Source organism: Stenotrophomonas hibiscicola ATCC 19867 (assembly GCF_000382065.1).
GTDB lineage: Bacteria > Pseudomonadota > Gammaproteobacteria > Xanthomonadales > Xanthomonadaceae > Stenotrophomonas > Stenotrophomonas hibiscicola.
Window position 1 is genome coordinate 121,034 of record NZ_KB907503.1, and the last position, 12,888, is coordinate 133,921.

At 59.2% G+C, this 12,888-nt stretch carries 12 protein-coding genes; 3 read left to right on the forward strand and 9 right to left on the reverse strand.

Annotated elements, in window-relative coordinates:
• Window positions 1-104: 104 nt before the first annotated feature.
• Window positions 105-719, reverse strand: a complete 615-nt coding sequence (locus G370_RS0116465; RefSeq protein WP_019661579.1) for a hypothetical protein — start codon at window positions 717-719, stop codon at window positions 105-107.
• 71 nt (window positions 720-790) lie between these two features.
• On the opposite strand from G370_RS0116465, the gene G370_RS0116470 reads away from it, so the two are divergent.
• Window positions 791-1,066, forward strand: a complete 276-nt coding sequence (locus G370_RS0116470; protein WP_019661580.1) for a hypothetical protein — start codon at window positions 791-793, stop codon at window positions 1,064-1,066.
• Here G370_RS0116470 and G370_RS0116475 read toward each other — a convergent pair.
• The 6 genes from G370_RS0116475 to G370_RS0116500 all read right to left on the reverse strand — a co-directional run bounded on the left by G370_RS0116475 (window position 1,063) and on the right by G370_RS0116500 (window position 6,690).
• Window positions 1,063-1,482 carry a BLUF domain-containing protein gene (locus G370_RS0116475; protein ID WP_019661581.1) on the reverse strand — a complete coding sequence of 140 codons (420 nt, stop codon included), beginning with the start codon at window positions 1,480-1,482 and terminating at the stop codon, window positions 1,063-1,065. The two genes, G370_RS0116470 and G370_RS0116475, sit on opposite strands and share 4 nt — an antisense overlap.
• Before the next feature lie 104 nt (window positions 1,483-1,586).
• On the reverse strand, window positions 1,587-1,838 hold the full coding sequence (locus tag G370_RS0116480) for a hypothetical protein (RefSeq protein WP_019661582.1): 252 nt from the start codon (window positions 1,836-1,838) through the stop codon (window positions 1,587-1,589).
• A 20-nt stretch (window positions 1,839-1,858) separates the two neighbouring features.
• Complete coding sequence (locus G370_RS0116485; RefSeq protein ID WP_019661583.1) at window positions 1,859-2,296, reverse strand: NIF family HAD-type phosphatase; 438 nt, start codon at window positions 2,294-2,296, stop codon at window positions 1,859-1,861.
• Window positions 2,297-2,517: 221 nt separating this feature from the next.
• A complete protein-coding gene (locus tag G370_RS0116490; protein WP_019661584.1) occupies window positions 2,518-4,224 on the reverse strand; it encodes a hypothetical protein in 1,707 nt (568 codons plus the stop codon).
• Window positions 4,221-5,720 (reverse strand): hypothetical protein, encoded by a 1,500-nt coding sequence (locus tag G370_RS0116495; protein WP_154081359.1) that lies wholly within the window; start codon window positions 5,718-5,720, stop codon window positions 4,221-4,223. The genes G370_RS0116490 and G370_RS0116495 overlap by 4 nt, the downstream gene beginning before the upstream one ends.
• Before the next feature lie 412 nt (window positions 5,721-6,132).
• Complete coding sequence (locus tag G370_RS0116500) at window positions 6,133-6,690, reverse strand: hypothetical protein (protein WP_019661586.1); 558 nt, start codon at window positions 6,688-6,690, stop codon at window positions 6,133-6,135.
• A 668-nt stretch (window positions 6,691-7,358) separates the two neighbouring features.
• On the opposite strand from G370_RS0116500, the gene G370_RS0116510 reads away from it, so the two are divergent.
• Together G370_RS0116510 and G370_RS0116515 are read left to right on the forward strand one after the other, a co-directional pair.
• Window positions 7,359-8,315 carry a hypothetical protein gene (locus G370_RS0116510; protein WP_154081360.1) on the forward strand — a complete coding sequence of 319 codons (957 nt, stop codon included), beginning with the start codon at window positions 7,359-7,361 and terminating at the stop codon, window positions 8,313-8,315.
• Between the two features lie 75 nt (window positions 8,316-8,390).
• Window positions 8,391-10,229 (forward strand): hypothetical protein, encoded by a 1,839-nt coding sequence (locus G370_RS0116515; protein WP_019661589.1) that lies wholly within the window; start codon window positions 8,391-8,393, stop codon window positions 10,227-10,229.
• Window positions 10,230-10,370: 141 nt separating this feature from the next.
• On the opposite strand, the gene G370_RS0116520 is transcribed toward G370_RS0116515, so the two are convergent.
• Both G370_RS0116520 and G370_RS1000000122060 read right to left on the reverse strand, forming a co-directional pair.
• Complete coding sequence (locus tag G370_RS0116520; RefSeq protein WP_154081361.1) at window positions 10,371-11,183, reverse strand: hypothetical protein; 813 nt, start codon at window positions 11,181-11,183, stop codon at window positions 10,371-10,373.
• 682 nt (window positions 11,184-11,865) lie between these two features.
• On the reverse strand, window positions 11,866-12,888 hold the full coding sequence (locus G370_RS1000000122060) for a TniQ family protein (RefSeq protein WP_080112549.1): 1,023 nt from the start codon (window positions 12,886-12,888) through the stop codon (window positions 11,866-11,868).

The following is a 12,888-nucleotide window of genomic DNA, read 5'->3' on the forward strand; positions in this document are numbered from 1 at the left end:
ACTTGACGATTTCCCCTGACCATTTGGAGGTGCTGACGTCGACGCGGCGTTGACCGGGCTTGTCTCCGTCGGCGCAAACATGCCATTCACACAACGAGCACGACTCAGATCGCGCCCAAGTTGCGCACTGTGACCTCATCCTTGTTCACGACCGCGCACAATAGGTCTCCCCCGGCCCACGCTGGCATTCCAGGCCTATTGAGAAACTTGGCCTGAAGCTTCCCCGCCTCTAGTACATCGGCAGGCGCCATGCTGGCGGGTCTGTGCCTTAAGGGGTCTCCAGGTGCCGCTAGTTGACCTGTGATGGGCTGGACGACCGTGGGGTTGTGGATGTCGCTTTTGGCATAGGCGGTGGCCATCATTCGACCATTTCGGGGAGACCAGCCCCCAAGTACCAGTTCGCATCCCAACTCGGCAGTGGGCAAACCAGCGCGCTCTGCGGCGCCTTGATAGTTCGGCCACAGTTGATCAATGACCAGGCCGAACTCGGCCATCAACTGCTCCATCGTAAAATCTGCGCGGAAGCTGGCCTGCAGAGATAGCTCGTACATTCGCAGGAAGAACTGCGCGGAGCCCCGGCACGCGAGCACGAGATTGTAATGTGGGATCAGCAGAAGCTTTGCCCCCGCTGATGGAGCCCCTGTCAGCGCATCGTGGGCCAGGGTATCCACGGCAACCACGAGCTGTTCATGGCTTACAAGAACATTGAGGATGCTCAAGTCACGCGCTCCTTTGATTGGACAAACTATCCCGCCAATCTGGAGTGCTGTCCATCCAATGAGGACATGTCATGCCTGATGATCCCAATACCCCGCCCCTGCCGAGTCCCCATTGCCAGACCGAACTTGCCGCCCATCGGGGCTACCTCAAGGCAATGGAGTACGGCCTACGGGCCCTGATAATTGCCCACCCTGCTCCGGACCGACTATCGCAGGTGTGGGAACGCATGCTTCCTGGAATTGTGGACGCGCATGCATCAGAAGACGAATCCATGTTTTCCGCCGCCTTCCAGCAGCTATTGACTCTGCTCGGCGAGCAGATCCAACAGGGCAGTCAGCCACCCTAGGCAGCCTGGGGATCGCTGCCAGGCAGGTACGGGGGGACGATCTGCGTCCGTTGCTCCAACCCTGCACTCCTGGTCAAGCCATACCAGTCGCAATTTGCTGCGGCTTGCAGTTCATAGGCCTTTGCGGGAAGCATTCGCATCGACCAATAGGGGAAGTGGCGAGCGGTAATCCGGCCTCGACACAACTCCACGATCTCGTGGTTGCTTCGCGCAGCCAGGACTCTGGCGTAGACAATGGCCATCCCATCTTCTGGACCTTCCAGATACTGGAAGAAGCGGCGTCCATCGTAGAGAAGGGCGCCGGTGACACCGGCCTGAAGATTGAAGCGGCAGGCGCTCTGAGCCAGGTCATGAATCTGCTCATTGGACAGGCCAGGGATCGCCTCGCTGGCATACACGATCGCTCGAAGATTCATAACAATCTCCCGGCCTTTGGAACTCAGTACTTTACCAACGATGATCGTACGTACGCGTTACGCTGCTACCTGAACAGATGTCCGCCGCCCGATGCTCAGGGCGTTCAAGGTCCCAGTGCAGGATTCCAGCTGGTAGAAACCACAACTGTACCTTGGGCGTCCCTCTGCACCACCGTATTGGTCTGCCTGAGACCCCTGACGGCGACGTCCTCGGTGAACTCCACGCTACCGATCAGGTTCCCTGCCGCATCCAGAATGTCGTACTCCGTAATATCGGTTTGGCCGGCAAATCCCCGCGTTCGTGACGACTTGTACTTAAGGGTGTCGTCCTCGGCCAGCTTCAACTTGTCTCTCATTGTTCCTCCATAGGGTGGGACTATCCAGCCAGCTGGTGCAGCTTGGCGTCAATGCGCTCGCAAGCTATCTCCAGACCACGATCGGCATCGTCGTATGGTGCACCAAACAGCGGCACTTCAACCCACCATGGCTGCTGACCAGGATGGACATAGGACGCATGATCGTCCAGTAGGAGCGCATGGCCCAACACCGTCGAGACCCGTCGGAGGTCCTTGGTTGGCCCAGACCAGGTGGTGCAATCGAGGTGCTCAAACCACGCTGGTGCGTGTTGCTCCAACACCAGCAGGTTGGCAATCCGCCGAAACAGGGGCTCCGGGACCGTCGTGAACATCACCAGCTGATCGAACTGCCCATTCATCGTCTCCAGAAACCGATACAACCCAGGGCGCGGAATCTGGCTTACGGCATTGGAGATCAGGGTTCCCTCCAGATCCATAGCAAGGATGATCGGGCGCATGGGACAAGCCTCCATAGGGTCATTGGCCAAGCCTAGCCACGTTCTGTCGCTGGAGATGAGACCTGGGCTCCGTCCTCTTCCCAGGTGCTATCAGACGGCGCGGGAACGGCCAGTCCATGGCATAGCTACTCCGTCTGACCTCAACCGGATGTCAACGGCGTGAGCCTACTGGTACGCCTTGGCCCCTCCAGCGCGCACCGCGAGATACTCCTCCCCACTGCCTAGGCAGCCGGAACGTCCGGCAGCCAAAACTGCGGGGCGAGCGGCGTGCGAAAATGCCGAGAGGCCATCGGAATCAGAACAGGTAGGCCCTCTTTGACTGCTGAGAAGGCCTCGGGGCCAACGAAGTTTCCTGACTGGGCCCTCAGGCGCTGGGCTCCCAAGAATCCGGCGATATCGGCGGGGAACCGAATAGGGGCCTCGGTCGTACCGCTGTCATACTGCGCCTGCTGCATGTAGATCAGTGGCTCGGTGGCTTGGTCCGGATACCAGAGCTGGAGGCAAACGTCCTTGAACACGTTGGCCTGCAGTTGGCTGAGTCTCTCGTAGAGAGCGCTCTCACCCAGCATTGCGCACCAGTGCATGATCACAGGGATCAATGTACTAAGATCCTTGAGCTTGCTGATCTGCCCTTGATCCAAAATGCCAAGCTCCAAAGCCAGCAGATCATCGAAGGAATCGGTGGAAATTGGGAAGCTGTTTGAGGTTTGCCACGAGAAGGTGATGCGAGCAGCCAGATCTTCCAGCCACTGCTTTGCCTGCTCATGCCCCCCCGCGACGTAGAGAAGCATGAGAGCCAAGGCGATATCGATTGCATTGCCGTCGTACCGGGGGGACCCAGAGGACGGGTTGTTACTTATCAGCTCCAGCAGTGCCCCGGCGGCCTCCCCTGCCTGATCAATAGCACGCCTCACCTGCTCCTCGTCTGTTGAAAAGTGCGCCACCTGGATGTGCACCAGACCGATAACCGCCAGTACGCCGATCTGCTCAAATAGCGTGTTGGTGATCAATGCGTTTTCGCGTGAGAACAGGGAGACCCCATCCCTTGCCGAGTAGTAGGGTCGCAGCTTCTGCAGATAAGCCTCGCAGATGCGCTGATGAGAACGGAAAATCTCCTTCACCGCGCGCTTGATCGAGGGGTGGCCGGCCAGACCTCGCAGTCGCGCTCCCTCCCAGGCCCACAAGCAGCAGCGCTCGCCAACCTTGAAGGCATTGAGCAGATTCCCGGCATCCGCTGCCCAGCGGAATATGATCTCCAGAACGAGCGCGGCCGTCTTCAACTGTCGGACAAAGCGCTTTCGACCCGTCCGCCCGAGGCACACTGACGCCTCTGCGCCTTCAATGAGTAGCGCCTTCAGAAGGTCGTAGGCATGGCGCAGGTCATAGTCGCGTGACCCGATAAGCGCCAATGCCCGGCGAAGATCTGCCCTCTGATCCGGATCTATGACGTACTCGTCGAACAAGTACTGATCAATGAGTTCGGCGAGGTGATCGCCCGACCAGAAGGTAAAATCCAGGGAAATCGAGTTGTTTCGAGCGCAGAAGCCAGCAAAATCTGTCTGGACTTCCTGTTTGAGGTCGCCGGTCGAGCAGATGACAACCGTGATAGGCAGGTCACGATACTCAGGAAGAACATTGCACTGCAGGTAAGAATCCAGGATCTGGTTCAGTGACACCCGAACGGTGTTCACCCCGCCGTCCCAGTCTCTGCGCCCCAGATCGCCTACCTTCAGCACGAAAAGATAGAGTCGCCGCACACCATTGGTGTCCACACCAATACCTGCCACATCGACACCATTCTGGCGAACTCCCACCTGCGCCCGGCTAATGGGCACGATTCTCATGCGCGTCAGAAGGTCAGGCAGCAAGCGATCCAGCTCGCCCGATTCGCCGAGCTGGGAAAGGAATTCCTTGATGATCAGTCTCATTTCCTAACCAGCCTCATCCCAAAGATATGCCTGCGCTGAATATCGCTGCCAACTTTGTCGATGACTTCGCTTCTGGGAAAGGCGGCTGAGTGGGACGTTGAAATCATCGGCGTGTTATGACCAACCCGGCCTTCTATAACCTGAAACATTGATCGACCAGCCTTGATCGGAATCATCGTGGCAATCCGTGCAGTGAAAGAGTTCTCATTGGCGCGATCCATCGATTGCCGCATCTGCTTGGCACGCCCCTTGAGGAAAAAATTGTGCTCTTCTGACGAGGGCAGGAGCTCCTCAGCTGGGGACAAAGCTTGTAGGGGCTGGTCGTAGCTGTCCATCGCGCCGAGTATCTCTTGAGCCAACCTGACCTCGGGCCGTGCTGCATCCCCGGTGGAAACGTCGCCCAGATACGACCGCACCGCATGTGGATAGTCGTAGCCAATCGAATTGACCATTGTGTCCAACACCAATGGATAGGTACGCTCCCGGGCAGAGCCTGCCTTGGTCAGCGACCACACCAAAGACACCCGCTGCTCATCACTCAAGACATGACCGACCGTGCGAAGCACAAGTAGCTGGAGCTCGGCATCGGCCATTGTATCGAGCAGGCGTACGGGGAAGACCATCCCAGTGATCCGATGAAGACTGAGCTCGTCTAGTGCGTCGCTTGCCGCCCTCTGCATGCGGTACTCATCATGCGTGAGCCATTGCGCCAGTAGAACGCCAAGCTCCTCACGCTCCTCCACCATCTTCTCGAAGAGACTTGGAAACTCATTGGCCAGTGAGAGCTCCCGGTCGGTGTGCGCAGCCGCCCAAGTACCGATCCACGCCATGCATCTGGACCTGTCCGCATCAAATAGCTGCGCGAGGATATGGTCGATGCCATGAAGGCCATTGCGCATCACTCCAGCCTTGCCCGCGAGCAGATCGACCTTATCCAGGTACCAAGATTCTTGGTTCAGATGATGAGCGGAGAATGCTAGATGGTCGCCAACGCGACCGGGTAGCTCGGGGTCATCCAGGGCAAGGATCTCATCAATAAGGCCATGTTGTGCCGGCGCCGTCTCGACCAGATCCAGACACGCGGTGATCGCCGTTCTGCGCACATCGTCCTTGTCCGAGGACAATCCTGATCGGATGACAATAAGTGCCGTCTCAGTCTGTGACTGCTCAGCGGCGGACCAATTCACCTTACCTAGGGCCTCCAAGGCCGGCAGGGACAGCGCGGGCAGACTGCTGGAGATCAAGTCATGGATCCGGGCGAGTCCATCGGTTCGATCTGCGACTGTCGCCTCGATGAGCGCATTGCGCAGGAGTAGACCGCTCTTCAGCGTCGGATGCTGGACGCAGGCCTCAGTGATAGGGGCGATCAGGCCTGGCTCGTGCTGCATCCGGTAGGTCGCACCGGAGACCAGCAATCCACCCTGTTCGGAGCATTCGATCAACGTAAGAAGTTTTTCAGGCTGCAGGCCCTCCAACAACGGGAGCACCTCGCTCATCACCCTCTGCACTGCCATCGTGGAGTTGGCCCCTTCCGATGCCTGCAACGCCAGGTCTAGGGCATCCAGCTTCCCTGAATTTCCGAGTTGAGAAAGCGCTTGGCCCACCAGACGGTCAGACCTGGCTCGACGTGCTTGCGCAGTCATCCTCTGCAGCTCAGCGAAAAGTTGCTGAGGAGAGGCGAGCGTGGAAGGATCACCGCGTCTTGGATGTGCCTAATGGCTCTTTGAACTGTCAGAGACCGGTCACTGAATCCTATGCTTCCTTCTTGCAGGTAGAACTCTTGGCCCAGTTCATCCTCGCTCAGTCCCACCTCTTCCAGCGTTGCTGTCTGAGGAGCACTCAGAAGGAGCCATGCGAGCTTGTCCAGTCTGGAGTCGCGTGAGGTCATGTCTGCTCGGTCACCTAGTGTTAAGAGGTACTTGCGCGCACGGAGTTCCAGACCTTCGCCTTGCGAATCTCGTACACGAAGTCAGGAGCTCGGATGTACTGCATTGCCTCGTCCCACAGCGGATCGGTCCGCTCGTATAAATTGAGCGCCAACGCCTTGATCTGCGGGGGCGCATCGTCACGGAAAAAGCCGCTGCTGCGCTGGCTTCTGTCATAACTGATGCCGACAACCTCAAACTTCAAGAAGGATGCCCCTGCCCGCTTCTGCTGCGCGATGTCCTGGTGGGCCGCCTCCCAAGTCAAGGCTCGGGTCACAGCAAGGTACCTGCGTTCGTTGAAGACGCCTTGGACGGTGTAGTCCGCTTTCGGCGGATACTTCGGGAGTATCTTCCGGCGATAAAGCCCGCCAATCACGAATCGGAAGTGAAGGTTGTCCGTGGACTTCTCGTACCGGCGAAAATCCTCTGGGTCCACCCAGTGTCCCCTTGCCTGCGGCAGGTGCCCCTTGATGAATAGCACAGCAAACGCCTCGTCCGAGTGGGCGTATTCCTGGTAACGTGCCAACAGGTTGTCATCCATAGACCGACTCACGCGGAGTTCCTCCTTCCAATGGCAGGGCCTTGCGGGCGATTGTGCCACTGCCTGCTCTGCGCTAGCCATCAGTGCCGCCCTCCATCTGGCCAAGGGGCCACCACATGGCCCCGTCCCACCTCTCCCTTGATGATCGGCAGCATCGGCGCTCTTGAGCTCGACGTTCGCAGCACGAAGAACACAGGCCGAATTCACGGCCAGTATCGCAGCCGGCGCGGCGCCGTCGAGCAATACGTGCGGAGATAGGAACCACTCAACCTCGCCCCAACTAGTCTGTAGCGGCCAGGAACCCCAGAACTGCCGCGGGGCTCACCCAGGCGTAGATTTCCAGAGAAGCTGGTACGCAGCCAACCATTGATCAGTGATGTCGAGCGCGGTAAGCGGCGACTGGACATTGTCGAGCTACGGAACATCGTCCACCAGTCCAGCCTCTCGCTCGCCCAACTCATCGCCGACTTTAAAGATCGCCTGTAAGCTGGACTGATATGACCCAAGAGTTAATCTTCGATTCTTTCGATCGGACCGACCCTCGACCAAGGTGCGCCAGGGAGTCCCTGTTCCAGTTTTACAACCGCTCATCTTGGCCATCGATGGCCAGGCTCCGCCAATTCCTTACTTGCGCTGTCCAGCGGTACCCCGCCGCCGAGCGGAAAGAAATGATCGCTCGGCTCAAGAAAGATGCTCACATTCGATCCGCCGAGTTTGAGCTGTTGCTGTTCCAGCTTCTGACCCGCTCCGGGTTTGAGGTTGAAGTTCACCCTGAGCTCAACAATGGATCGACCAGGAGACCGGACTTCCTGGTGCGCACTCCCGATGGCGAGTCGATGCTGCTGGAAGCAATCACGATCCAGCCTACCGATGACAGTGGACTTGATGAGCATGCGATCCAGGTCCTGATGGAAGGCCTGCGGGATGCACGCAATGAGCACTACCGCGTCACCGTGACTGTGTCGGGAAATACCCGGAAGACGCCGCCAGCCCGTAGCTTCGTAGCCCAAGTACAACAATGGCTGGCCGAGCTGGGATCCTATACCCAGACGCCTTGGGCCACCCGGGACTGGGTGTTTGAGGGGCTAACCCTGACGATTGAGGCGCACGCCATCAGCCCAGCTGATGCAGGCCCCGACGATCCCCTACTTGCTGCCTACCACCGCGGCGCGATCATGGTCGACGGGATGTCTCACCTTCGGGACAAGCTGCAGACAAAAGCAGGGGCATACGGTGTCACCGGTCTGCCCCTTGTCGTGGCTATTAATTGCCAGAACGCCTTCCACAGGGACATCGACTCTATTGACGCGTTGTTTGGACGCGGCGGCCCGTCGCAGGACCTACCCCTCGGACGGCCCAATGAGGGATTGTGGTCAGGCGGACGGTACTCACGCATGTCTGCGGCGTGGATCTTCTCCAATTTCAGCACCATCGCTTTCCTGAGAAGTCCCCACACGCTCTATCTCAATCCTGGGTCAACCCACTGCGTGCCACCCGCGCTGCGTCGATTCACTCATGCTCAGATCCTATCCACTGGTCAATGGGAGACTGTCGCTGGTGCCGTACCTATGACCGAGCTCTTCGGTCTGGACGCCGATTGGCCCGGCGCACCCGGGCCAGGCTAGCGTCGTTCATACACAATTCCTCAATTGCGACGACTGCGTGCCGATATCAAGGCGTAACCGCACCCCGCGCAATGCATGACTGACTTCAAGCACTTTCCCAACGATTCGCGACTCTGGTTCACACGCTGGATCGAGCGCTTCAACAAGCCGCACAAAGCGTCAACTTCAACCTCAGTCTGCTGCTATCTGTCGCCGCTTCCCCCGTCGCTATCGGATCCCGCCAAAGCGACGCCTGCCCAGATCGCCAGCCTCTTTGCGCAGGAATCCGAGACCTTCGAGACGCACATCCTTGCCGGAGCATTGCCAACTTATCGGGTCGGTGAGGTCTTCCGCCAGGCACGCCGGGTGGGTGTCCTGCCCGCAGTGGACCTCAATCTTGGTCGGGCAATTGCCCAAGGGGAACTATCAGCAAAGTATGGCAGCGATCTCACGCTGGACTCGGTGATCGCCAGGTCAGCTGGCTATCCGATCAAGGCAGTACCAACGCGCCAGCTGCACCTGGGCCATCGTATCCGCGAGGGTAGCCAGGTGCTGATCGTGGAGCATCAAGACATTGAATTCATCATCCCTCGTGCCTTGATCTTCCGCACCTTCTACGCCCGATCGTCCTTCTTGGCCTCTGTCTTTACATCATCGGCATGGTCGACGGCCAAGCACAGGGCGCTATTGCTGGACAAGGAGTACGCCGGCCACCGAACCGGGCGAAACGAGGAGTTTGGTACCTTTGACGTGATCATGCAGCGAGGAATGCGCCTGGATGATGCCCATCAGATGGCGTTGCTTCACTTCTACGAGTACGGCGAGGCACAGGCTAACGCACTGTTCAACCCCATGCTCAAGGCGTTTCAGGACACCAAGCCTGGAAAGGAGACGTCCTGGTTCAGCAATGCGCGGCTCCCGTTGGATCCGACCTTGGGTCCCTATGAAGGCAAGGTCGCTGGCTACTTCCTGACACCCCACACCGATCAGCGCCGGCAGCTTCGTACCTTTCTGGTGACTTCCATCGTCGGCACCTCTATGCCCCATGATTTCAAAGTCACCAGAAGAATCCTGGTGAATGACGGGTCCCTGGACGGTGACGTCGAAGTCACCGGCGGCCCCCGTCCTTACGGTGCAAAGCCTGGCAGCGGCGGACGACGCCCTAACGATAAGCCCAGCGATGACGGCCACAACGGTTCAACAAACCATCAATCGTTCGACTCCCCTGGAGACTCATTCGAGTGGATTAAAGCACCGGAGCCGGTGGAGCTTGAGAAGAAGCACAGCAAGAAGTATTCCCAACCGCGAGTGCCCCCCGAGTCACCTGTGACAGAAGAGGGTTCTTACGGTGATCGCGACGGATCGCAAGGCTCGCAAAGCTCCTTTGAAGGCCGACTGATCACTCGGGAAGCCCTGACGCGCTTTAAGATGCTGATAAAGGCAATGGATGCGATGATCCTTGATCGTGTCATCTCAAGCTGCGAAGAGCTCTACCCCGACGACTCCACAAAGTGTGTCTCCGTCGGCGCTCGTGTCTGTTGGAACTTTCTCGACCAAGCCCAGCGCCAGACCGCACCGAGTCAGCGGTACCGCCGCGGCTGGCAGTTCGTCCACCCCATCGGCAAGAGATCGGGCGGTCTAGAACGGGCGGCGCTAGTCTTGGAGGTCACCCTTCTGGACGGAAGAACCGCCTACTGGATCGAAATACAGACGCGACAAGGCGCGATGTCCCCTCTGTTGATCTGCGATGGATCTTGCAAGCAGGAGCAGATATCGACTGCGCTGAACATCATTGCTGGTGCGCGAGGCGCGAACTTGGAAGAAGCCTTCGATCGACCCAAAGCGGCCTACTTCTTTACCCATCGCTACCTCTCGGGTGGAGAGGGACCGTGGGATCTGGACTGGCTCAAGAAGTTCTTCTCCAGCATCAAGTGATCTGCAGTGCTGCTGATCACGCATAGGAGGCAGAGCCTCCGTGCCCATCACATCTGTAGAGCAGCCGTTGGCGTAGTGCGACCCTGTCATGCAGGCTAATTGGAATGGAATGGAGCCCGCAGCGAGACGGTTGCGGCCCTCCTAACTGGCCCATCCGCGAAGTCGTGCCCAGCCGTTGACGGCTGACCTGAGCGGCCCGGGAACCTGAACCGGCCCGTTAGCGGTGATCAGGTCTCCGGAGTCGGATATACCTGTCACTTCGCGCGCCAGTTCTGACTCGGAGTAGCCGAAGGCCAAAGCAACCACCTTACTGAGAAGTGACAGATCCAGCTCGGGCTGCCTGCGGACCTGCTCGAGCAGCTGGTTCAGCTGCCGGGCGTCTGCCTTGAGTGCAATGCCTGCCGTTACTTTCGGCGGGAGGGTGACCGCCCAGCCGAGCTCCCTCTGCACATAGGACACCCAGGGCCCAAGATTCGCCCGAGCCCCGGGCTTGTCGACAAGGAACGCGACGATCTGCTCCTGGCTAAACGGACCGGACACCTGGAACTGGCGGCAGAACGCCTCGGCGGTCGCCAGGTACTGCGAGGCTGTTCGTGCGGCACGTCCAGCCAGGCTCTGCGCGTACCCTTGGAGATAGGGATGCCACGGCTCAAGCTGTGCGGTACTGAGCTTGGAGGCAATCAACGACCTCTTTTGGGCATCGGATCGGGCGGTGGCATCTATCACGAACCCGAACTGCTGCTGCAGATACGTGGACGCGTTCAAGTTTGCACGCAATGTCCTGGAGTCGAAGAGACGTAGCATGTCTTCGGCCCGCAAGGGTCGCTCCAGCGCAGTATCCTGATCTAACGCTAGAAAGAACTCCAGTGAGCGCACCACATTGGCTGGAACCCTCGGATTGGCCGGGCTACGTGTGTGACTCCATTGACCAAACCCCATGAAAAGTTCGGCCACCCACGGCTGGTGGAAAAGCGGCAGGCGCAGATCCTGCTCTCGCCTGAGTCTGACCGCAATTCCACACGAGGCGCACATGTGGGCCCCGGCACCGGGCACCTCCACCTCGCAGCGCGGGCAAGGGTGAGACGCAGGCGACAAGCCGGTGCAGGCTTTGCACAGCACTCGATCACCATCAATCGATGCAACGCGACGGTGCTTCCGACATCGGGAACAGGTTGCGTGGGTGTTCTTTCGTATGCAGATCGGACAGGCCCGGACACCGGCTTGGAGATGAGCCGCTCCACTCAAGCGGGAGCTCAGCTCTTCACATATCCCGCATGGCTCCGGATCGCGGAAGTACGGCACGCAGCTGGCGCACACCGCAATTGACTGGACGGACCCTTCATTCAGGCCAAGAGAGTCTGGCCGCTGCACCGTGTGAATCAATGCCGCCCTGGGCGTAGGCCGGTGGCACCGGCCGCACTCCCGCTTTTCCAAGGTGCACTTCTGGCACTCCGGCACTTGGTCCTCAGCGACGTGATAGCGCACGCCTGCTTGGCAGGTTGGGCAGATCCCCCGCGCAAACTGCTGCTCGTAGCAGGCTTGGCAGTACTCAGTGCCCTTGTAGATGCGATGAGCTTTTACCAACAGCCGCCCGCAGCAGTCACATGTTCTTCTGCCGTGATTGTCGGTGCTCATGCTATTGACCCGCCATTTCGATGAGAATCTGGGCGCGCATGGTACGCCAGCCAGCCCGGCGCGCCAGTTGCGCTGATCGGGCGGCCCTGACTCTGGCCAAGCTGGGCGCGCCCAGTCCGTTTACCCGTCCTGGCGGGAGGTACCGGACAGCTTGCCAGAGCCAGTGGGGACACTCTCGCCTGAAGGACCGTTGGGTGAGATGGTATCGCTCTGCGATGGACAGCATTGAGTACGGCCAAAGGCGCACAAGCTCGTCCAGCAGTTGCATGTCCAAGTGCCGCTCGCGGACCCGCCTGAGCTCGATCCGATCCCGCATCCGGCCTGTGCAGCAAAAGTCGACGCCGCGGGCATCGTGGAATGCCGATAGAAGCACATGCATCCCCCACGCGTAGTCGCTGCCGGAGGTCGCCGCGCACGGCCAGTATCTTGGAACCTGGCTCATCAACGAAGCTGCAGTCAGGGCAGTCTGCGTATGGGTGGGCGCCGCGAGAGTTGCCAATTGTCCTGTCATGAGCTGATGGCAACGGGCGCAGCGCCGCAGGTCAACCCGCTGACGATGGGGCTCCAGGGCCGCACCGCACTGTGGACAGGAATCGCACAGCACGACACCGTGCGCGGGGCACACCGTCCAGTAGGACAGCCGCCAGTGCGCGTTGAATACCGCGGACTCTTCCAGACATTGCGGGCAGTAGCACAGCCCATAGCGGGTGCGGCATCGGTGATAGATGCCGACCGCGTTAACCCAGGACCGGACGCCACCGGGGCCTTCGAGCTCCAAATGGCCCTTCATCAATCCGGCCAGAGTCATATCCATCAGCGCATCCACATCACATCCAATCGCTGTTGCCAGTTCCAGGAGGAAACAATCCGAGGGACTAACATCAATGTCTCTGTTCCATGCCGATCGCCCCGGACATGCCAGGGCGACCAAGCTCTGCGCGCTTACACCTCGAGTTAGCGCAGAGCGTGCCAGATAGGAGCTGAGGAGCTCACCGGGCACCATAGGTGGCCAACCCGTTCGCAT